The 21,124-nt window shown below is 60.6% G+C and carries 18 protein-coding genes; 11 read left to right on the forward strand and 7 right to left on the reverse strand.

What is annotated here, in order from left to right; all coding sequences use genetic code 11:
- The first annotated feature begins 115 nt into the window (after nucleotides 1–115).
- From C9E81_RS19560 to mmsB, 3 genes are read left to right on the forward strand one after another with little or no spacing between them, the layout of a single operon-like run.
- A complete protein-coding gene (locus C9E81_RS19560; RefSeq protein WP_122114047.1) occupies nucleotides 116–1,261 on the forward strand; it encodes an acyl-CoA dehydrogenase family protein in 1,146 nt (381 codons plus the stop codon).
- Between the two features lie 3 nt (nucleotides 1,262–1,264).
- Nucleotides 1,265–2,272: an enoyl-CoA hydratase/isomerase family protein gene (locus tag C9E81_RS19565; protein WP_122114048.1), complete on the forward strand. Its 1,008-nt coding sequence runs from the start codon at nucleotides 1,265–1,267 to the stop codon at nucleotides 2,270–2,272.
- Nucleotides 2,269–3,138, forward strand: a complete 870-nt coding sequence (gene mmsB / locus C9E81_RS19570; protein WP_122114049.1) for a 3-hydroxyisobutyrate dehydrogenase — start codon at nucleotides 2,269–2,271, stop codon at nucleotides 3,136–3,138. The genes C9E81_RS19565 and mmsB overlap by 4 nt, the downstream gene beginning before the upstream one ends.
- Before the next feature lie 350 nt (nucleotides 3,139–3,488).
- Here mmsB and C9E81_RS19575 read toward each other — a convergent pair whose 3' ends face one another.
- From C9E81_RS19575 to C9E81_RS19585, 3 genes are all read right to left on the reverse strand, one after another.
- Nucleotides 3,489–6,041 carry a M10 family metallopeptidase C-terminal domain-containing protein gene (locus C9E81_RS19575; protein WP_122114050.1) on the reverse strand — a complete coding sequence of 851 codons (2,553 nt, stop codon included), beginning with the start codon at nucleotides 6,039–6,041 and terminating at the stop codon, nucleotides 3,489–3,491.
- Between the two features lie 34 nt (nucleotides 6,042–6,075).
- Complete coding sequence (locus C9E81_RS19580) at nucleotides 6,076–6,363, reverse strand: hypothetical protein (protein WP_122114051.1); 288 nt, start codon at nucleotides 6,361–6,363, stop codon at nucleotides 6,076–6,078.
- A 260-nt stretch (nucleotides 6,364–6,623) separates the two neighbouring features.
- Complete coding sequence (locus C9E81_RS19585) at nucleotides 6,624–7,619, reverse strand: substrate-binding domain-containing protein (protein WP_122114052.1); 996 nt, start codon at nucleotides 7,617–7,619, stop codon at nucleotides 6,624–6,626.
- 197 nt (nucleotides 7,620–7,816) lie between these two features.
- Between C9E81_RS19585 and C9E81_RS19590 the strand changes: the two genes are divergently transcribed.
- From C9E81_RS19590 to C9E81_RS19600, 3 genes are read left to right on the forward strand one after another with little or no spacing between them, the layout of a single operon-like run.
- Complete coding sequence (locus C9E81_RS19590; RefSeq protein ID WP_243698730.1) at nucleotides 7,817–9,160, forward strand: uracil-xanthine permease family protein; 1,344 nt, start codon at nucleotides 7,817–7,819, stop codon at nucleotides 9,158–9,160.
- Nucleotides 9,160–10,569, forward strand: coding sequence for an amidohydrolase family protein (locus C9E81_RS19595; RefSeq protein WP_122114053.1), 1,410 nt, complete (start codon nucleotides 9,160–9,162; stop codon nucleotides 10,567–10,569). The genes C9E81_RS19590 and C9E81_RS19595 overlap by 1 nt, the downstream gene beginning before the upstream one ends.
- Nucleotides 10,566–11,276, forward strand: coding sequence for a sulfite exporter TauE/SafE family protein (locus tag C9E81_RS19600; RefSeq protein WP_122114054.1), 711 nt, complete (start codon nucleotides 10,566–10,568; stop codon nucleotides 11,274–11,276). The genes C9E81_RS19595 and C9E81_RS19600 overlap by 4 nt, the downstream gene beginning before the upstream one ends.
- Nucleotides 11,277–11,375: 99 nt before the next feature.
- Here C9E81_RS19600 and C9E81_RS19605 read toward each other — a convergent pair whose 3' ends face one another.
- Nucleotides 11,376–11,780 carry a group II truncated hemoglobin gene (locus C9E81_RS19605; protein WP_122114055.1) on the reverse strand — a complete coding sequence of 135 codons (405 nt, stop codon included), beginning with the start codon at nucleotides 11,778–11,780 and terminating at the stop codon, nucleotides 11,376–11,378.
- 548 nt (nucleotides 11,781–12,328) lie between these two features.
- Here C9E81_RS19605 and C9E81_RS19610 point away from each other — a divergent pair.
- The 5 genes from C9E81_RS19610 (at nucleotide 12,329) to C9E81_RS19630 (ending at nucleotide 17,938) form a co-directional block, all read left to right on the forward strand.
- Complete coding sequence (locus tag C9E81_RS19610) at nucleotides 12,329–13,462, forward strand: aminomethyl transferase family protein (protein ID WP_122114056.1); 1,134 nt, start codon at nucleotides 12,329–12,331, stop codon at nucleotides 13,460–13,462.
- A 65-nt stretch (nucleotides 13,463–13,527) separates the two neighbouring features.
- Nucleotides 13,528–14,130 carry a dimethylamine monooxygenase subunit DmmA family protein gene (locus C9E81_RS19615; RefSeq protein WP_122114057.1) on the forward strand — a complete coding sequence of 201 codons (603 nt, stop codon included), beginning with the start codon at nucleotides 13,528–13,530 and terminating at the stop codon, nucleotides 14,128–14,130.
- A complete protein-coding gene (locus C9E81_RS19620) occupies nucleotides 14,127–15,074 on the forward strand; it encodes a PDR/VanB family oxidoreductase (RefSeq protein ID WP_122114058.1) in 948 nt (315 codons plus the stop codon). Before C9E81_RS19615 ends, C9E81_RS19620 begins: the two co-directional genes overlap by 4 nt.
- Before the next feature lie 144 nt (nucleotides 15,075–15,218).
- Nucleotides 15,219–16,262: a heme-dependent oxidative N-demethylase family protein gene (locus C9E81_RS19625; protein ID WP_122114059.1), complete on the forward strand. Its 1,044-nt coding sequence runs from the start codon at nucleotides 15,219–15,221 to the stop codon at nucleotides 16,260–16,262.
- Between the two features lie 80 nt (nucleotides 16,263–16,342).
- The gene (locus tag C9E81_RS19630; protein ID WP_122114060.1) at nucleotides 16,343–17,938 is read left to right on the forward strand and encodes a trimethylamine N-oxide permease; all 1,596 of its coding nucleotides are present in this window, start codon (nucleotides 16,343–16,345) and stop codon (nucleotides 17,936–17,938) included.
- Nucleotides 17,939–18,083: 145 nt separating this feature from the next.
- Here C9E81_RS19630 and C9E81_RS19635 read toward each other — a convergent pair whose 3' ends face one another.
- The 3 genes from C9E81_RS19635 to C9E81_RS19645 all read right to left on the reverse strand — a co-directional run bounded on the left by C9E81_RS19635 (nucleotide 18,084) and on the right by C9E81_RS19645 (nucleotide 21,070).
- Nucleotides 18,084–19,361 carry a glycerate kinase type-2 family protein gene (locus tag C9E81_RS19635; protein ID WP_208021226.1) on the reverse strand — a complete coding sequence of 426 codons (1,278 nt, stop codon included), beginning with the start codon at nucleotides 19,359–19,361 and terminating at the stop codon, nucleotides 18,084–18,086.
- Nucleotides 19,362–20,336 carry an HpcH/HpaI aldolase/citrate lyase family protein gene (locus C9E81_RS19640; protein WP_122114061.1) on the reverse strand — a complete coding sequence of 325 codons (975 nt, stop codon included), beginning with the start codon at nucleotides 20,334–20,336 and terminating at the stop codon, nucleotides 19,362–19,364.
- A gap of 116 nt (nucleotides 20,337–20,452) precedes the next feature.
- Nucleotides 20,453–21,070, reverse strand: coding sequence for a response regulator transcription factor (locus tag C9E81_RS19645; protein WP_122114091.1), 618 nt, complete (start codon nucleotides 21,068–21,070; stop codon nucleotides 20,453–20,455).
- Between the last annotated feature and the right edge of the window lie 54 nt (nucleotides 21,071–21,124).

The following is a 21,124-nucleotide window of genomic DNA, read 5'->3' on the forward strand; positions in this document are numbered from 1 at the left end:
GTGCGGATACTGCAAGGGGGAACTGGGGCGCACGGAAAGCGGTCTTGCAACACTCCTGCAAGATTCGGATATTAAACGAACCGTCAATTTCCGGGGCTGAGGGGGGGAACAGCACATGGATTTCGCGCTGAGCGAAGAACAGCTAGCCATATTCGAGATGGCACGCGATTTCGGCCAGACCCGCATCGCGCCCCACGCACGCGAATGGGAGGCAGCGGGCACGATACCCCGTGAGTTATGGGCCGAGATCGCCCAGCTTGGCTTTGGCGGGCTTTATGTCAGCGAGGAATATGGCGGCTCGGGGCTTTCACGCCTTGATGCCACGCTGGTTTTCGAGGCCCTTGCGATGGCCTGCCCGGCAGTCGGGTCCTTCCTGTCGATCCACAATATGTGCGGTGGCATGATCGACAAGTTCGGCAGTGATGACACCAAGGCGCGCTGGCTCCCCGACCTGTGCAGCATGGAGAAGGTGTTCAGCTATTGTCTTACCGAGCCCGGCAGCGGTTCGGACGCCGCCGCCCTGCGGACAAAAGCCGAACGAACCAATGAGGGTTATCGCCTGAACGGAACCAAGGCGTTTATCTCGGGCGGCACTTATTCGGATGCCTATGTCACGATGGTCCGCACCGGCGATAACGGGCCGAAAGGGATCAGCACGGTGATCGTCGAGAGCGGCACAAAGGGCCTGTCCTTTGGTGCGCTGGAGGACAAGATGGGCTGGCGCGCACAGCCCACTGCACAGGTTCAGTTCGACGATTGCGTGGTGTCGCATGACAATCTGCTGGGCGAAGAGGGCAAGGGGTTTACCTATGCGATGGCCGGGCTGGATGGCGGGCGGCTGAACATCTCGGCAGGGGCATTGGGTGGCGCGCAGGCCGCGCTGGATGCGACCCTGGCCTATATGGGCGAACGAAAGGCCTTTGGTAAATCACTCGACCAGTTCCAGGCATTGCAGTTCCGATTGGCCGAGATGGAGACCGCCCTGCAATCCTCGCGCATCTTCCTGCGTCAGGCGGCGTGGAAACTTGATAACGGCGCCCCGGACGCAACCAAGTTCTGCGCGATGGCCAAGCTTCATGTCACCGACCGCGCCTTCGAGGTTGCCAATCAATGCCTGCAGCTGCATGGCGGCTATGGCTATCTGGCCGATTACGGCATTGAAAAGATCGTCCGTGATCTGCGTGTGCACCAGATCCTGGAAGGCACCAACGAGATCATGCGGCTGATCATCGGCCGTGCCATGCTGACCGAACGGGGGTAAATCTTGACCGAGTTGAATATCCGCAAATCCGGCCGGGCGGGTCGCATTACCTTCAACCGGCCGAAGGCGCTGAACGCGCTGAGCCATCGGATGGCGCTGGATCTGCATGCCGTGCTTGACGAGTGGCGGAACGATCCGCAAGTGGCCCTGATCGTCATCGATGCCGAGGGAGAAAAGGCGTTCTGCGCGGGCGGTGACATCGCCGCCGTCTATCGCGCCGGGCTGGCAGGCGATCACGGGATCGGGCGCGAGTTTTTCCGCGACGAGTATCTGATGAACGCTGCCATCGCGGATTATCCCAAGCCGATCATTGCCTTCATGCAGGGTTTCGTCATGGGCGGGGGCGTCGGTGTGGGAGGTCATGCCAGCCACCGGATCGTCGGTGACAGCACGCGTATCGCCATGCCCGAAGCGGGTATCGGCCTGATCCCGGATGTGGGCGGGACATGGCTGCTGGGACGCGCTCCGGGCCGGATCGGCGAATATCTGGCGCTGACCGGGGCACGGATCGGACCGGAAGACGCCATCCATGCAGGCCTTGCAGATCTCCATATCCCGGAAAAGGAATGGCCTGCCCTGATTTCTTTACTGGAGGAAACGGGCGAAGTGGCACGGATCAACGGGCCGATTCCTGTCTCGGCCCCCCTGGCCGGTCGCGACCTTTCTGCCTTTGGCGAAAGGAGCGTATCTGATATCATGGCTGCACTGGAAAAGACTGGCGATGAGGGGGCGCTGGAGCCGCTTCGTCGTAATTCTCCACTGTCGATGGCAGCAGGACTGGCTATGGTTCGGGCAGCGCGAGGCGATCGGCGAATACAGGAATCGCTGAGCCGCGAGTATCGCTTTACCTGGCGCGCAACCGAGCACAGCGATTTCCTTGAGGGCATCCGCGCCCAGATCATCGACAAGGACCGCGCGCCACGATGGACGGCGGATCCGTCGGATGCGCATGTGCAAGAGTTGCTGTCGCCTCTGGGCGAGAATGAATTGGTTTGGGAGGAACGGGCATGAGGATCGGCTTCATTGGTTTGGGAAACATGGGTGCGCCGATGGCCGCCAACCTGGCCGGGGCTGGGCATGATGTTGCGGGATTCGACACAGCCGCGCCGGTACCTGCCGGAATCCACGCCGCCGGCAGTGCGTCGGAAGCTGCCCGGGATGCGGATGTGGTCATTACCATGCTGCCCAATGGTGCAATCCTGAAAACGGTCGCACAGCAGGTCATCCCGGCGATGAAGCGGGGCGCGGTGTTCTGCGACTGCTCGACCGTCGATGTGGATAGTGCCCGCGTGGTCGCCTCGCAAGCTCGGGCGGCGGGGCTGGGTTCGCTTGACGCGCCGGTTTCGGGCGGAATCGGCGGCGCGCAGAACGGCACATTGACCTTCATGGTCGGCGGCAGCGGTGCGGCTTTCGCCACTGTCCAGCCATTGTTCGAAATCATGGGCCAGAAGGCTGTCCATTGCGGCGAGGCCGGAGCCGGCCAGGCGGCCAAGATCTGCAACAACATGATCCTCGGCGCCACCATGATCGTCACCTGCGAGGCCTTCGCGCTGGCTGACAAACTGGGGCTGGACCGGCAAAAGATGTTCGACGTGGTCTCGACCAGTTCGGGTTACAGCTGGTCGATGAATGCCTATTGCCCCGCCCCGGGGATCGGCCCGCAATCCCCCGCCGACAACGACTACAGGCCCGGCTTCGCGGCGGAGTTGATGCTCAAGGATCTCAATCTTGCGCAGGCCGCGGCGCAATCCGTGGGGGCGCAGACACCGATAGGTGCCTTGGCTCAACAACTTTACGAGCAATTCGTGGAGCAGGAGGACGGGCGCGGCCGTGATTTCTCGGCAATGCTGCCGAGATTCGTGAAAATGAATGGCTAGAGCAGTTTGCGCTTGATCGAGTTCACCTCAGTCCACTTCTTCTTCATGCAAATATTCCAGTAGGTCCGAAGGCAGCGTCCCCGGTTATCGCAGGATGCAGCTCGCAACTGAACCTGATGAACTGCAAATTGCTCAAGACAGCCTTGCATTTGGGCGAACCCGCGACGGTGCCTTGGCAGGTTGTTCGTGAAGCATTCCCGGATATGCGGCACGCTTTTCAGATAAGCGCTCGGAGTTCACTGGATGGAGTGATGTGGCGGCCGCGCGTCGACCATGAACGAAAGCATGAGTTTGGCGACGCGCGACAAAGCGAGACTTGACTGATCTCTGCCCATTACGGAAACAACCTGTTAAAGGATGAAGTCATCCGCAGTCAGGCTATGTCTGCCGGTCAGCATGATTTCGAAATCGCTTCGACCGTCGGCATCTACATCCCCATAGATATGCGTATTGCCTGTGCTGGAATGAGCGAAACGCAAGGTTGCTCCGCCGCCGCTATGCGGGTTGTCGGCAAGGAATCTGAAAGCTTGATTGCCATTGACGGTGGTGTTCGCGTCGATATCGCTTAGATCGATCCGGTCAGTGTCTGTGGAAAAATCCCTGATGATGTCGCGCGTATCGGCTCCTGGCGAGGTATGCGCGATATTATTGAATACGAAAATGTCGGCGCCGCTGCCCCCATTAAGAAGATCAGCGCCGAGTCCGCCAGTCAGGCGGTCATTTCCGATACCACCAGTGATCAGGTCAGCGCCATTGTCACCGTGCAGCGTGTCATTGCCGCCACCGCCGTTCAGGGTGTCATTTCCGTTGCCGCCCGCAGCATTGTCATACCCGTTCCAATCGTTCTGACCATCGTCGTGGAAGATGTCGTTACCATCCTGAAGCCGAATGACATCGCGCCCATATCCGCCCCAGACCGTGTCGTTCCCACTGCCGCCATAGATGGTGTCATATTGACTGCCACCGCGAATGCTGTCATTTCCGATACCGCCATTGATCAGGTCAGCGTCATTGTCACCGTGCAGCATGTCATTGCCGCCACCGCCGTTCAGGGTGTCATTTCCATTGCCGCCCGCGACATTGTCATACCCGTTCCAATCGTTCTGACCATCGTCGTGGAAGATGTCGTTACCATCCTGAAGCCGAATGACATCGCGCCCATATCCGCCCCAAACGGTGTCGTTCCCGCTGCCGCCATAGATGGTGTCGTATTGGCTGCCGCCGCGAATACTGTCATTTCCGATACCGCCATTGATCAGGTCAGCGTCATTGTCACCGTGCAGCGTGTCATTGCCACCACCGCCGTTCAGGGTGTCATTTCCGTTGCCGCCCGCAGCATTGTCATACCCGTTCCAATCGTTCTGACCATCGTCGTGGAAGATGTCGTTACCATCCTGAAGCCGAATGACATCGCGCCCATATCCGCCCCAAACCGTGTCGTTCCCACTGCCGCCATAGATGGTGTCATATTGGTCGCCACCGCGAATACTATCATTTCCTATACCGCCATTGATCAGGTCAGCGCCATCATTGCCAAACAAACGGTTATTTGCGTCATTACCCAGAATGGCATCCGCTCCGGAACCGGCGCGATATTCCTCTATGACCGTAGCACGAGCAAACTGCAGATTGCCATCCAGCCCATAGATGCTCGATGCTGCGCGACCCATCAGGTCAATATACTGAGACTCCGTGTCATTGCTGAAATCCAAGACGTCATATCCGCCCGCATCATGGATCGTCAGGGCGATATTCCTTGCGTTCTGGACCATGGCGGCATTGCCGCCTGACTGTGCAGTGAAGATCTGCCCCAGCCAACTATTGCCCAGGGTGTGGTTGATGCCGTAAACGGTCCTGCCTGCGGTCAGGCTGCTCTGGTCTGCTGCGCCGTATAGCCGTTGAATGGCGATTATGTCGGCAGGCATGATCGTTCCGAGCAAGGCATAGCTCGCGTTGATCGTTGTATTATCGGTCTGCGAGAAATAGGACATGATCGAGGCTTGCCAACTATCGTTCACGAAGGTCTCGTCAACGCCATATGTTGCGTTGCCATTGTAATTCCCCTGGTGACCCAGGCCAAGCGCATGACCCAGCTCGTGCACATATGTCTGGAAGGAATATGTGCCGATACGCGTGCCATAGGTATCCAGCCACTCGGTGGAGATGTTGATCTCTGCCGAGCTCGTATAGCGGCCTGTCGTGGTTGCGGTCGCGTAAGCTCCGGAATACTCATCGTCGAAGGTGATATCCGCCGCGCCACTGCTTTCCCGGAATTCGAGATCTCCAACCGCCGACCATGCCTCCATCGCAGCACGTGCAAGTTGCCTTCCCTGGGTCGTCAGGCCGTTCAGGTTCACGGTAATGATATTGTCGCCCGAAACATCGAAGGAACGCGCCGCACTGCCGTTATCTTCCCAAAAACCATTAATCAGGTAATCGGCCAGTTCACCCATGGAAGCCGGCCGCACCTCATCGACGGCAAGCTGATAACTGCCGGAACCTGAACCAAAGGAAGTGGCGTTGATATAATAGGTTCCGGTGGAGTTGGGCGTAAAGACGATCTGGCTGTTCAACTCACCACCGCTATCATCGTTACTTGCAATCAATCTGCCAGACGCATCACGAAGCTCCAGGTAGGGATCTTGCAATGTCCTGCCGGTCAGGGAAATGTCGAATGTCTTTCCTGCCTCGAGGGACACGGCTATCCAATCATCTCCTCCGTCCGCGACGCTGCCCTGGAACGTATCACCGGGCGCGATTCGATAAGTGGTCGAAGTGTTGGCAGGCGCATCTCCGGTTTCGGTGATCGTGGCTTGCAATACGTCACCTGTCGATGTGCCACTCAGGTCCTTGTAGGAGCACTGGCTATCAAAAGGGCGAACATTGGCACAGATATTACACATCAGGAAAGCTCCACCAAACCATTAGCGTTATCAATCATTCGTTCAGGGAAATCCGCACAAGCGAAGCTGCGAATTTCCTGTAGTCCCGGGGCGCGAGTTCGCGATCCATAACCGAGAATTCGATCTCCGGCCCTGGCCGGGATGCCCCATCTTCGAGCCGATCCAATCTTGCGCGCATTCCGTTACTATTTGCGGACAGCAGCACAAGCCGGAACAGGTGCGTATCGTCCCCCAATTCATCGGCGACGGCCTGGCAAAGCAAGTCGAGAGGCCCCGGCAGCGGGTCGGCTGCAGCTTCGCATGAGAGACCGTCGTAGATCATTGCATCTTCCGCCCCTGCCACTTCGACTGCAATTGCCAGCACAGAGGCCGCAACGGCTGCAAGGCATATTTTCGGTGAACGCGTGTCGTGCGGCACTACCGCCTCCCAGAAACAAAATTGACCATGAAAAGTCGCGAAGAGGTCAGAATGCTCAAAATGATATCTGCAAGATCCGGGGGTGGCAACCTATGGGTGAACATAAAGTTAATATGAATAAATCGTTGCTCTTCGTCACCTCGAGCACGGCTCCGCCTGGACGATCAAGGCAAGCTGGAAGGCCGTGGAAGAAGCGTCACAATCGGTGCCTCGATCGTGTGATCACGGCCTTCGATCCGTGCGAAAATCATCTCCACAGCAATGTTCGCGATCTGATCCAGATGCAGGTCCACCGCCGTTAGAGGCGGCTGAGCCAGGCGCGCGCGAAGGCCATCATAGCGCGTGGCAAGCCGGATATCCTGTGGCACGCGCCGCCCCAGACCTGCCAGCGCGGTTAATGCACCGGTGGCAAAGGCGTCCACGGTAACCAGCAGCCCGTCAAGATCGGGATTGCGGCGCAGCAACTGCATCGTCTCGGTCTCGGCCAGCGACTCGCCGCCGGTTTCGTCCAGCCTTGCTGCGACCTGCGGCATGTCGTGAGCCGCGGCAAACTCCGCATAGGCGGCTTCGGTCTCTTCGTAAGAGGTGCGGCGGCGCTCGCCTGTGATGAGCCCGATGCGTCGGCTGCCCGCCTGGTACAGGTGATCCAGAAGCAACCGCGCGGTCTGGGCGGAACGCAGATCGACAGCGGGAATATCGTCGCGTCCGGGCACCTTGCCGATCGAGACAATAGGTGTGTGCCGCGCTTCGAACCGAGATATCAGGGGATCGTCACGGGCCGGCTCGACCACGATCGCACCGTCAAGGGCGAGGCTGTCGAGATTGCTGCCGGGTGCCAGCGGCGGAATCAGGCACAGCGCCATGTTGCGGGTCAATGCGGTCATTGCCGCCGAGGCCGCGATTTCCATCAGGAAACCCAAACGAGACGCGCCGGCTGCCACCGCAAAGGGCATGGAGGAGGCCAGCGCGATGGTGCCGGTCCGACCGCTGCGCAACCTCTGGGCGGCCTGGTTGGGGCGGTAGCCCATTTCTTCGGCCAGCGCGATGATCCGTTCGCGAGTTGCAGGATCGACTTTCCGCCGGCCGCTGAAGGCATGGGAAACCGTCGTCGGCGAGACACCGGCCGCTTTGGCCAGATCGATAATTGTCGGTTTGCGCACACCTGCCCCTGTTCTGCCTGGTATTCTTCCAAGCTTTACTGCTCTTCCCGAAAAATCAACAGTGGCCGCAAGAATTTACCAAAACGTTTTGCGCGAATCGATTCGCGTGGTAGAAGCTGGATTGCGCAAAACGTTTTGTAATGGTGCAATTGTTTGAAACGGTCGCGCCACAAACGACGCAACAGGGAATATATCTGATGTCTTCAATGGAAACCTCGCTTCGGGAAGGTGATCCCGTCGATCAGGCTCTGCCCATCCGCAGCCTGATCCTTTTCGGGCTGCAGCATGTACTGGTCATGGCCGCCTCGCCCATCACCGCCGTCTTTCTGGTCGCGCAGACCCTGGGTTTCGACCCCGCCCTGACGGCCAGTGTCATCAGCGCCACTTTTCTGATCTGCGGGCTGGGCTCGATCCTGCAGAGTTTCGGCCCTGGCGGGTTCGGTGCACGGCTGCCCTTCATCATGGTGCCGGGAGGCGCGCCGATCGCCATCTTCCTTGCCATCGCCACGCAGACGGATATCCAGACTGCGGTAGGGGCGGTGCTGATGACCTCGGTTTTCTATTTTGTCGCGCTGCCGGTTTTCCGGCGGCTGCTGCGTTATTTTCCGCCGATCGTCGTGGGCACCATGCTGCTTCTGGTCGCGGTCAACCTGGTACGAATCTATGGCGGCACGATCACCGGCAAGCCCGGTTCCGAGAGTTTTGCCGCACCGGTGAATGTCGGGCTTGCGCTGGCGACGATCGCGCTGACGGTATTGTTCGCCTGGGGCTTCACCGGGACCATGCGCCGCATCTCGGTCATGCTGGGGCTGGTCGCGGGGACTGCCCTGGCGGCGATGTTCGGACAGATCGATATGTCGAACGTTGCCGACGGGCCGCTGATCGCTATGCCGCAGCTGTTTCCTTTCGGCATGCCGAAATTTGACGTGATCGCTGCGTTGCCGCTGATCGTCTTTTCGATCATCTCGATGGCCGAAGCGACGGGGCAAACCATCGCGACAGCCGAGATCGTGGGCCGGCGTGAAAACGCCCATGGCATCGTGCCGCGGACGATCCGGGGCGATGCGGTTGCCTCGCTTCTGGGCGGAATGCTCGGCACCTCGCTGATCATCACCTCGGGCGAGAATGTCGGCATCGTCCGCGCGACGAATGTCAAGTCGCGCTACGTCACCGCTGCAGCCGGTGTGATCCTGATCGTGATCGCACTGCTTGCGCCGATTTCAAGGCTGGCCACGGCGCTGCCCGGACCGGTGATCGGCGGCACGGCTGTGATCGTCTTTGCCATCATCGGTGTGATCGGCATTGACCTGCTGCGCAGGACGGATCTGCGCGAACATGGTGCGATGTTCACCCTGGCCGCCGGTTTGTCGATGGGCATGTTGCCGATCCTCGTGCCCGGCATCTACAGCCAGTTTCCGCAATGGTCGCAGATGATCATCGGCAACGGCCTGGCCGCCGGAACCATCACCGCGGTGCTCGTCAACGCATTGTTCCAGCATGTCCGCCCCGTCGCGGAACCCACCCCGCAGGAGAATCACTGATGAACGAACTGCGCGACCTTCTGTCCCGACCCGGCGATCTGCTGCTTTGTCCCGGGCGAATGCTGCTTGACGATGGGCCGGCATCCGGCATGGGTGCATTGGTCCGGGACGGGAGCTTTGCCGAGATCGGCACGGTAAGGGAACTCGCGATCCGCCATCAGGATATCCGCCGTGTCGATCTGCCCGCTCACCTGATGATGCCCGGTTTTATTGACACTCATACGCATCTGACACAATCGCTTGGAAAATCACTGGTTTTCGGGGAGCCGTCCGAGATCTTCCGGCGTATCTGGGTGCCTCTGGAAGGCAGCCTGGATCAGCGCATGGTCTACCTGTCCTCCAAGCTGGCGGCATTGGAGTGTCTGCGGGGTGGATTCACGTCTGCGGTCGATGCGGGCACGCGCTCGGCCGGACATCTGGATGCGTTGGTGCAGGCGGCGCGTGAAACCGGCATGCGTTCCGTCGTCGGGCTGATCTGCAATGATCTGGGCGGTGCGGCGGAGATTCCTACGCCTGACCGGATCATTGCCGCCGCAAAGGACCATCTGGCGCGTTTCGACAATGAGCCACTGGTTCACCCGTCCTTGGCGATCTCGATTCCAGAAGCCGGAAGCGATGGCATGCTGGCGGGAATTTCGCGGCTGGCTGGCGAAGCCGGGGCGATCTTTCAGACCCATGTGAACGAGCATCTGGTGGCGGTCGAGCGATCATTGCTGGCCCATGGTCGGCGTCCGCTGGAACATCTGGCCGATATCGGTGCGCTCGGGCCGCACGCGCTGATCGCGCATGCAACGCTGATCACTCCGTCCGAGCTGAATATCCTGCGCGACACCGGCACGGCGGTGGCCTATAATCCGGTCGCTTCGGTCTGGAAAGGTAATGCCATAGCGCCGGCCTTGCAGATGGCGGCCCTTGGGGTGCGCTTTGGGCTGGGCACCGACGGCACCCGTGCTGATGGTTTTCGATTGATGGATGCCGCCGAGACCCTGCAGCGTGCGGGCTTTGGGCTTGCGTCCGGCGACAGTTCCTGCGGCGGCGGTTGGCTATGGCTGGCGGCTGCGACCGGCATGGCTGCCGATGCCAGTGGTTTGAGCAAGGTTACGGGGCGTATCGCGGCGGGTTTGGCCGCCGATTTTCTGCTGGTCGATCTGGACCGGCCGGAATTTACCCCCTCTCACGATCTGACATGGGAACTGGTCCGCTACGGCAACCGTGACCAGATCGACGCGGTATTCACCGAGGGCCGGTTGCGGCTATGGCAGGGCTGGCCCATTGACTGGGACGCCCGTGCCCTGCTGGCCGAGATCCGCGAAACCACCGCCGAGGCCATCGCCCGCGCACCGATCACCCGCATTCACCCCACCGCAGAGCGCCACCGCGCCCTGACCAGCCCAAGGGCCGCCAAGTGACATTCAGCCTGTTCCTGCTTTTCTCGTCCGTCGTATTGGCGGCGGCCTTCATCCAAGGTGCTATCGGTATCGGCTTTGCCCTGATCGTGGCGCCGGTCTTTGGCATCCTGCAACCGGAATTCCTGCCTGTCACGCTGCTGATCCTGATGTTGCCGTTGAATTTCCATGTGGCCTGGCGGGAACGGGTGGCGATAGATCGCCCGGGCACCGGCTGGATTACGTTGGGGCGCTTTTTCGGAACCTTTGCAGGACTGTGGATGCTGGCCGCGCTGAGCTCCCACCAATTGGGGCTCGCGGTCGGCTGGTTCACGATCATTGCCGCGGCCGTGGCGCTGTTGTCACCGCCATTCAATCCGAACCGCCCGGCGGCGCTTGGCGTCGGCCTGTTTACCGGCGTTACCGAAACTGCGACCGGCATCGGCGGGCCGCCTCTGGCGCTGCTGTATCAGCATGCGCCGGGACCGGTACTGCGCTCGACCGTTGCCACCTGCTTTTTCGTGGGTGAGGTTATCTCGCTGGTCATTCTTGCCGCAATGGGAATGTTCCAGATCGGGCAGGCGACGGCCGCGCTGATGCTGATGCCCGCCGTGCTGATCGGCAGTGGCCTTTCGCGCATGACTCACGCCCATATCAGCGGTCCCGCCCTGCGTCTCGGCGTATTGGCTTTCGCCATCCTCAGCGGCGCTTTCCTGATTTTGAAGTCGTGAGGCCCGCCACGCGTGGATGGTGCGATGGCAAGGCCCAAGGCCGATGCGTTACCTCGGCCTGCGGATCCGTGATCCCGGATGCATCGTTGCCGAACGTGGTTAGTCCATGTTCCTGGCGGTTTCAGCCGCCGTGGTAAAATGGTGCATCAACACGCGGGCAAGATCCTCGCCGAGGCCGACATTCCGGATCGCCTTCTCCATGCATTTCAGCCAAAGATTGCGCATCCGGCCATCGATAGGGACATGCTCGTGAATTTCCCTGAGCCTCGCGTGCCGGTGCTTCATCACGTAATATTGCGGGCCTCCAAAGAAGCCGCAAAGATAGTTGAATTGCTCCAGTCTGGAATGGGCCACTCCTGCCCCTTGCAGGTGCAGGAAATGCAGATCCCGGGCCTCTTCATCCTGTTCGACGATGTCGTAAAACTCTTCGACCAGTTTGCGAATCCCGTCGTCTCCGCCAAGCTCTTCATAGAGTGATCGCTTGCGCTGAGCGGCGTAATACATGACCTGCTCTCCTGTAACGTTCGGGCAAGCTATCATGGCCTGAATATTCTTTCAAAGAAAATTATATTCTCTTTGAGAACAATTTTTAATCCTGTATCGGCTGATTCGCATTCTCCGGGCGTCCACATGGACCCATTGGCGATGGATATCGAAGGCGCGCCTCTTCACATAATGGGAATCTGGTCTTCGTCTGATCAAAAAATTCGCAAGAAAACAACCGATAAAGTTCCTATTGAGAAAAAATATTGCTCAAGAGGAATTTTGCGTGTTGTAATAGGTTCAGTCAACTGAACCAGTTTTCCATACTGGTTGGACCGATCGGGAGGGGTCGAGATCGTGGCCGATCACATGGTTATGGGCCGTTACGGCTATCCGGGCCTTCGTGCCCGGCAAGCGGATCACGTTGAATGGTTCCGCCAAGCGACATTCGACGTGTTTCACACGGAATACCGGGGCTGCCATCCCGGATGGATATCCATGGTCCGGCGGAGCGATGCACCTCCAGGCCGGGTCCAAATCAGGCGCATTGCGAGAGAGGAACATACATCATGACAGCATCATGGAGATTTTCGGCCCTGGCCGACCGGCACCGTGCCCTGGGTTCGGAGCTCGAGGACTGGAGCGGGATGGGAACCGCCTGGAACTATGACAAGGACCAGCTCGAGGAATACATGGCGATCCGCACCAAGGCGGGAGTCATGGATGTGTCGGGGCTCAAGAAGGTTCACGTGATCGGGCCGCATGCGAGCCATGTGATTGATCGGGCGGTAACACGGGATATCGAAAAGCTGAAACCGGGCCGTTCGACCTATTGCTGCATGCTGAACGATGCGGGCAAGTTCGTGGATGACTGCGTCGTCTACCGGATGGGGCCGCACAGCTTCATGGTCGTGCATGGCGCGGGGCAGGGACATGAACAACTGACCATGGCGGCGACCGGGCGCAATGTCTCGGTGCTGTTTGATGACGATCTGCACGACATCTCGCTGCAGGGGCCGCTGGCGGTGGATTACCTGGAAAAGCATGTGCCGGGCATCCGCGATGTGGTCTATTTCAGCCATATCCACACTACGCTGTTCGGCAAGCCGGTGACCATTTCGCGCACAGGCTATACCGGTGAGCGCGGCTACGAGATCTTCTGCCGCCGTCAGGATGCGCCCGAGATCTGGGACACCATCGCAACCGAGGGTCGCGAGATGGGCATCATCCCCACCCGCTTCACCACGCTGGACCTGCTGCGGGCGGAAAGCTATCTGCTGTTCTTCCCATACGACAATTCCGAGAAATACCCGTTCGAGAACGAGTCCTGCGGCGACACGCTGTGGGAACTGGGCCTGGATTTCACTGTCTCGAAGGGCAAGACGGGATTCCGCGGCGCCGAGGAGCATTACCGCCTGCAGGGCAAGGAGCGCTTCAAGATTTACGGTGTCAAGCTCGAGGGCACCGAAGCGGCCGAGGAAGGCGCCGCGATCCTGCGTGACGGCAAGGAAGTCGGCGTCGTTACCATCGGTTTCTACAGCCCGCTGAACGAGCACAATGTTGGCATCGCCCGGATGCCTGTCGATTGCGCCGTCGAGGGCACGAAGCTGACAATCCGGAACTCGGGCGGCGAAATCCGCGCCGTCGCCCATCCGATGCCCTTCTATGACCCGGACAAGAAGCGCCGCACCGCGAAGGGATGAACCATATTCCGGGCGACAGGGCGGCATCAGACCGCCCCGCCCGACCGACAGGAAGGATGTAGCCGATGCCAGCCACGAAATTCACCCCTTCTATCGCCAGCCGTCCGGTCTATGGAGGGCTGAAATCGCATGGTGCCGTACCCGCGTTGATGCTCGCCAACGGTCCCGGTGGCGAGGCGTTGCTGGAGCTGATCAAGGCCGATCCATCGGTGCTGCCCCATACCTATATGATTTATATTCCGGAGGGCTGCGATCTGGGCCGGTCACTTGAGGCATGCGGCCCGGCGAGTTTTTTCGAGGCTGCCAGCTACGCCTCGATCCTGCCTCGCTTTCGCAAGCTGCTGGCCGATGCCGGGATGAACACCCGGCTTTACCTTGCCGGCACCGAGGGGCTGATCGGTCAGGCGACCTCGGAGGCGTTGGCGGCGGGGATGCTGCTGGAGGCGATCGATGCCGAGCATCGCGGCAGCGTTGCGCGGCGCATGCAATGCGTCCACTGCAAGGGCATCACCGAGAATGTCACCACCGATCCGTTCACCTGTTCGCATTGCGGGCTGACTTTATTCGTGCGCGATCACTATTCGCGCCGCCATGCGGCCTTCCAGGGCGTCTGCGTCGATGCCGAGACTCCCGGCGAAATTCCCCCAAGACAGGAGATCAAGGCATGAGCACCGAGATGCTGCGCGTCACCGAGATCGAGGCGCTGTCGCCGCTGGTCAAGCGCTTTCGCTTCGAGCATCCGCGCGGCGCGAAACTGCCGCTGTTCTCGGGCGGGGCCCATGTCGTGGTCGAGATGCCGGACGGCGATGTGCTGCGCCGCAATGCCTATTCGCTGATTTCCGATCCGCAGGATGGTTCAGGTTACGAGATCGCGGTGCGGCGCGAGGATGGCGGGCGGGGTGGTTCACGCTTCATGCATGCTTGCGTCAGGCAGGGTGACATGCTGCGCATCTCGGCGCCCCTGAACCTGTTCTCGCTGGACATGCGGGCACGCAAGCATGTGCTGATCGCCGGAGGCATCGGGATCACCCCGATCCTCGCCCAGATGCGGCAGCTTCTGCGAATGCAGGGCCGGTTCGAGGTCCATTACGCAGCGAGAGCCCGCAGCGAGGCGGCCGGTCTGCGGTTGCTGCCACGCTTGCCGCATATTCACGCCCATATCTCGGACGAGGGCAACCGGATCGATCTGGGCGCGATCCTCGACCGCCAGCCGATTGGCACGCATGTCTATACCTGCGGCCCGGAGGGGCTGATCACCGCAGTGGCGCAATGCGCCGAGCGCCTGGGCTGGCCACGCGGCTCGCTGCATTCAGAGGTGTTCCTGGCGCCGCCGCCGGGCCGCAGCTTCGAGGTGACACTGGCACGCTCGGGCCGCACCATAACGGTCGGCCCGCATCAGAGCCTGCTGGAGGCGCTGGAGGAAGCGCAGGTCGAGATCGACTGGAGCTGCCGGGGCGGGGCCTGCGGGCGCTGCGAGACCGAGGTCGTCTCGTGTCATGGCCGGATCGAGCATCACGATCACTGGTTGTCCGAAGACGAGCATTCTTCACAGGCGAAGATCATGCCCTGCGTATCCCGGTTCCGGGGCAAGGAACTGATAATTAACAGGTAATCTCATGCTCCGCGATCACCTGCCCGTTCTGCTTCATGCAAATATCCCGGGGTTGTCGGGTGGTGCGCCACTGGTTCGAGAACCACCCGGCGACGCGGTGGAGCCCCGGGCCGCATCTCACCCATCCCGATTCAGGAGGCTGCCATGACCATCCAGTTCAACGACGAGACCTTCCGCGACGATTACAGTTATCACAATTCGCCTGCGGCGATCCGGCGCTTTCCCTTTCCCTTCGATAAGGACGACTACATGTATGCGGTCAACATGGAGCCGCATGCCGGGGGCCGCGAGGGCAGCCCCTTCGAGAACCGCTTCGATGTCGATGAGCATTACGTCGCCGAGATGCGGGACCGTGAGATTACCCTGAAGGAGGATCCGCTGCGCTGCCAGTCACTGCCGCATATGGAACTGGCAGGCTGGGACCTGCTGGAACTGATCATGGAGTGCAAGGCAGAGGACTATCCCGAGCTGTTCAGCCTGCACCGCGATGGCGACCGCTGGCACTGGATTAACCGGCCGCTCGGGATCGACCATAAGTTCACCTTCCTCGATCCGACCACGCTGCCATATGGCCCGATGGAATACATCACCCGGCAGGCACAGGGCGATTTCGCGCTGCTCGATCAGCGCGAGGGCAATCTGTGGATGGAGGCCGGAATGGTCACCAGCCAAGCCGACTGGAGCCTGGATTTCGATATCGGCATGAATTTCTTCGAATGGCACGCCCCGGTGCCGCTGGCCCATGAGATGGGGATATTTCAGCGGGCGCTGAAATTCCTGCTGGCGATTCAGCAGGACACACCGTCGCGGCGGCTGAACTGGACGATGACGGTCAATCCGCGGCTGGATACCAGCCCCGAGAACTACCACAAATGGGGCCCCGAAAAGCGCACGCTGACGCCCGAAAATGTCGGCGAAAAGCAATATCTGCGGGTCGAGTTGCAGACCTTCTTCCGGCTGCCGCGCTCCAACGGGCTGGCCTTTCCGATCCGCTGTTACCTGATCTCGCTGCAAGATCTGGTGACGGTGCCGAAATGGGGCCGACGTCTGCACCGCGTCATCCGCGACCTGCCCGACGAACTGGCCGAATACAAGGGCTTCGCCGTCAACCGTCAGCTTATCGTCGACTACCTCGCCCGGTTCGACGACGGAAAACCTACCTCGCCGGGGATCTTCCCCGACGAATAGGCAGCAACAAGAAAACTCCGGCCAGAACAAGATCGGCACGACCCGAATAATCCGCCGGAACAGACAACAGGGAGAATGAAATGACCTCAGCAAGCGAAACGGCAATCGAGGCAGGGGCGGGTGGCGGCACCTTGCACCGGGCAATCGGCTGGAAGGACGCCTTCTGGATGGCTTCGGGCGTGCCGGCGCTCGTGCTCTTTTCGATCGGGGGGATCGCCGCCACGATCGGTAATCCGTCCTGGATCATCTGGATGCTGTCGGTTTCCTTCGGTTTTCTGCAGGCATTTGTCTATGCCGAGATCGCCGGGCTGTTTCCCAGCAAATCCGGCGGCGCATCGGTCTATGGCGCGGCGGCATGGGTTCGATATTCCAAGATCATCGCGCCGCTTTCGGTCTGGTGCAACTGGCTGGCATGGACACCGGTTCTGGCGATCGGCGGCGGACTGGCGGCGGGTTATGTCCTGACCGCGCTGTTCGGAGCCGATTCCTCGGTCAACGCGTGGGAGATCACTCTGCTGAACCTCGATTTTCTCAACGAGGGACTGACGCTGCGCATCAACACGACCTCGATTGTCGGGACCGCGATTCTGCTGGCGGTTTTTGCCATGCAGCATCACGGCATCTCGCGCGCCGCGAAGATCCAGACAGTGGTCGGGCTGGCGGTCCTGATTCCGCTGCTGATCGTGGGGATCGTTCCGCTTCTGAGCGGCGATGTGCTGAGCGAAAACCTGACGCCGGTCTCACCGATCTCCGGTTCCTGGGACATGGAGGGGACGACCCTGTTCCTGGGCGGGCTGTTCATCGCGGCATGGTCTGCCTATGCTTTCGAAACCGCGATTTGCTATACCAGCGAATTCAAGGACCCCAAGCGCGATACGGTTCGCAGCATCATTGCCGCCGGCGTCGTCTGTGTGGTGATCTACACGCTGGTTCCGCTGAGTTTTCAGGGGGTTCTGGGTGTCGAGGGCATGTTGCAGCCGGGCATTGTCGACGGTTCGGCGGTTGCGGGTGCGATGGCCGGTATGGTCGGAGGCGGTTCGATCATCGCCAAGATCATGGTTGTCATGCTGTTTCTGGCATTGGTTCTGGCTATCATGACCTCGATGGCCGGCTCCTCGCGCACGCTGTATCAGGGTTCGGTCGATGGCTGGTTGCCCAAATACCTGTCACACGCCAACCAGCACGGCGCGCCGACCAGCGCAATGTGGACGGATCTGGGCTTCAACCTGATCCTGCTGATGATGTCCGATTACCTCTTCGTCCTTGCAGTGTCGAATTGCTGCTACCTGGTGTTCAACTTCCTGAACCTGCATTCCGGCTGGCTGCACCGCATCGACAATGGTGGCGCGCATCGCCCGTGGAAGGCGCCGACGGCCCTGCTTTGGGTCGGTGGATGCCTGGCATTTGTCAATGCGGTCCTGTTGGGCGCGGGTGCGAATGTCTGGGGGGAGGGAACCCTTCGCTCTGCCGCCATCGCGATCGCACTTATCCTGCCGGTGTTCGCCTATCGCCATTATGTGACCGACAAGGGCCAGTTTCCCGAAGCCATGCTGGAGGACCTCGCCGTGGGCGGCTCGCGCGATCTGAGCGTGCGCAAGGCAGGAATGCGTCCCTACCTGACCCTTGCAGCGGGCATAGCGGTGGTGATCATCGCCAATCAGGTGTTCCAGCTTTGAGGCTGCCGGATAAGCGTGAGCGCGGGCGGAGCGATCCGGCCGCGCGGCCGCGTTTGCATTGAAAAGCGGAACTGCAGGGCATTCGGACAGGTTTGGCCCATCCTCTGCATTCGTCAACATCGATCCAATCGGATGCGTGGGAAGGTCAAGGACTGAGGCTCGGGCCGGGTATCAGCATTAGCTGAACATCCGCGACATTGGTGCCCGTGGCGCCGGTGATGAGCAGGTCGCCGGCTGCCTTCAGGGCGGCATGGCTGTCGTTATTGGCAAGCAGCGCCTCGACGTCGTTGCCGCTGGCACGGATGCGGGCGATGGTGCCGCCATCGACCACCCCGCCCGCCGCGTCGGTGGGACCGTCGCGGCCATCGGTGCCGCCGCTGAGGAATATCCAGCCCTGAGGCAACCTGTCGCCCTGCATCGCAACCCGAAGGGCAAGCTCCTGGTTACGGCCTCCGCGCCCGGTTCCGCGCAGATGCACGGTGGTTTCGCCGCCGAATATCAGCGCGGTCGGGCCGCTGTATTCCGCCATCTCTGCCGCATGAAGGATCTGTTCGGCGGCGTCTCCCACGTCGCCGGTCAGACGATCGGTTACGATCCGGGCGCTCCAGTCGCCGCTTAACGCCTCCCGCATCGCCTCCAGCGATTTTTCGTTACTGCCGATCAGGTGATTTTCCGCGGCGACTCGGGCGGTCGGCGGTTCCGGCGCCTCCAGAAGATTGCGGGCAGTGATCGGCAGGCTTTCCAGCAAGCCGCGACCCCTCAGCAGGGCAAGCGCCTCGGCTCGGTTGCCGAGCGGTTCGGTGGTCGGGCCGCTGGCGATGGCGCTCAATTCGTTGCCGATCACGTCGGACAGGATAAGCGCGGTGACCGGGGCGGGTGAGGCGTAACGAGAAAAGCCGCCACCTTTCAACTCGGACAACTGCTGACGCACGAGGTTCATCTCGGTGATGCCGAGACCGTTTTCCAGCAAAAGCCGGTTAACCGCCTGCTTGTCCGCCAGCGTCAATGGCGGTTTCGGGGCGGGCACAAGCGCCGAACCTCCGCCCGAGATCAGGGCATAGACCTGATCCTGTGGACCTGCCTTTTGCAGCAGGGCGATGATCTCGCGACCGGCCCGCAGCCCGGCTTCGTCGGGTTCGGGGTGGCCTGCTGTGAGGATACGGGCACCGGGAATGGTCTGGGCGTTCTCGTGATGGGTAACGCCCAAGGCTGTCACCGGGCCGGGGATATGACGCAACGCTTCGCCCAGCATGGCCGGAGCGGCCTTGCCGATGGCGATGACATAGCTGTGCCCGCCAGCCGGAAGGCCGGCAGGCGGGTGTTTGGAAAAATGCTGATGCACGGCTCGGGCGGGGTCCGCCGCAGCGACGGCATGGTCGTAAAGTTGCCTTGCCAAGGCGCGCATATCAGCCAACTCCATCATTTACGCGGCAATCTGCCGGGCTTTCTCGACAAGCACTTCGGCCTGCCGGATTGACGCGTAGTCAATCAGCCGGCCATCCAGCGACACGGCGCCCTTGCCTGCTGCTTCGGCCTCGGCCATGGCGGCGAGGATCTTTTCCGCACGGGCGATTTCCTCTGCCGAGGGGCTCATCACCTCGTTGGCAAGCGCGATCTGGCTGGGATGTATGGCCCATTTGCCTTCGCAGCCAAGGACGGCGGCGCGATAGGCGGCAGCCTTGTAGCCATCGGGGTCCGAAAAGTCGCCGAAGGGGCCGTCAATCGGACGCAGCCCATTGGCGCGGGCGGCAACCACCATGCGCGAGATTGCGTAATGCCACATGTCGCCCCAGTGGATCTGCCGGTTGCCGTCCTGGTCCGGGTCGGTCAGCACGGCATAGTTCTCGTTCACGCCCCCGATCACCGTGGTGCGGGCGCGGGTGCTGGCAGCGTAATCGGCCACACCGAAATGCAGGCTTTCGTTGCGCTTGGACGCAGCGGCGATCTCGCTGACATTCTGCATGCCGAGAGCGGTCTCGATGATGTGCTCGAAACCGATGCGTTTCTTGTATCCCTTGGCGTCCTCTATCTGGGTCACCATCATGTCCACGGCATAGACATCGGCGGCGGTGCCGACCTTGGGAATCATGATCAGGTCCAGCCGCTCGCCGGCCTGTTCAACCACGTCGACAACATCGCGATACATGTAATGTGTGTCCAGTCCATTGATTCGAATCGACATGGATTTCTTGCCCCAATCGATCTCGTTCAGGGCCTTGATGATATTCTTGCGGGCCTGTGCCTTCTCGTCCGGCGCGACCGCGTCCTCCAGGTCGAGGAAGATCACATCGACGTCGGAATCTGCTGCTTTTTGAAACATTTGCGGCTGACTTCCGGGAACGGCGAGTTCGCTCCGATTAAGACGCGCGGGGGCTTGTTCGATGGGAAAGAAACTCATGGCGGAATGCTCCTGCGGTGAAGTTTGGGTAGGTGCGGCCTATACAAAGGAGAAATAATATTTCCTGTCAAGAAATAATATTTCCCGAAAATTTCGCACCTGATGATGTCTCACGGTCACTTGTTGTCCTCGAATTTGCGTCCGCCGGGTATTCTACTTGAGTAGTAGAAGGCGATGGCCTGGGCCCGATTCTTGACCGAAAGCTTGTCGTAAAGGTTCGACAGGTGGAACTTCACGGTATTGGTAGAGATACCCAGTTCGCGGGAAAGTTCCCGATTGGTCAACCCCTTGGACAGTGCTTCCAGCATGGCGGCCTCGCGGCGGGACAGCGAATGGATGGGATCCTGCTGCAACTCGCGGACGTCGAGATAGGGGAAAACCATTTTCCCCGCAGCGACGGCAACACAAGTATCCAGCAACGTTTCGACCGGCCCGTTGCGCGCCACGAAACCGGCGGCGCCCGCGCTCATCGCTGCGCGATGGGCATCGCTCCCCTGATCGGCATAGACCACGATACGGGGCGCACTTTCCTGTTCGCGCAGGACTTCGAGCAGTCTTGCTCCGCCAAGGACCGGCAGGCTCCAGTCGATGATTCCGATCTGGCAGGGAACGCGCATCACCGTCCCCAGGAAGCCTTCGGCGGTTGCGGAGGTGGCCACGAGAGAGAATCGGGGGTCCCGCTCGAAAACCTCGGACATGGCCGACAGAACCAGCGGATTGCTGTCCGCCAGCATCACTGAAACCTTGGTATTAGAGCCGGCAGTCACTTGCATTTCCTCGGTTTTTCG

Origin of the sequence: Paracoccus alkanivorans (genome assembly GCF_003697785.1) — a bacterium.
GTDB lineage: Bacteria > Pseudomonadota > Alphaproteobacteria > Rhodobacterales > Rhodobacteraceae > Paracoccus > Paracoccus alkanivorans.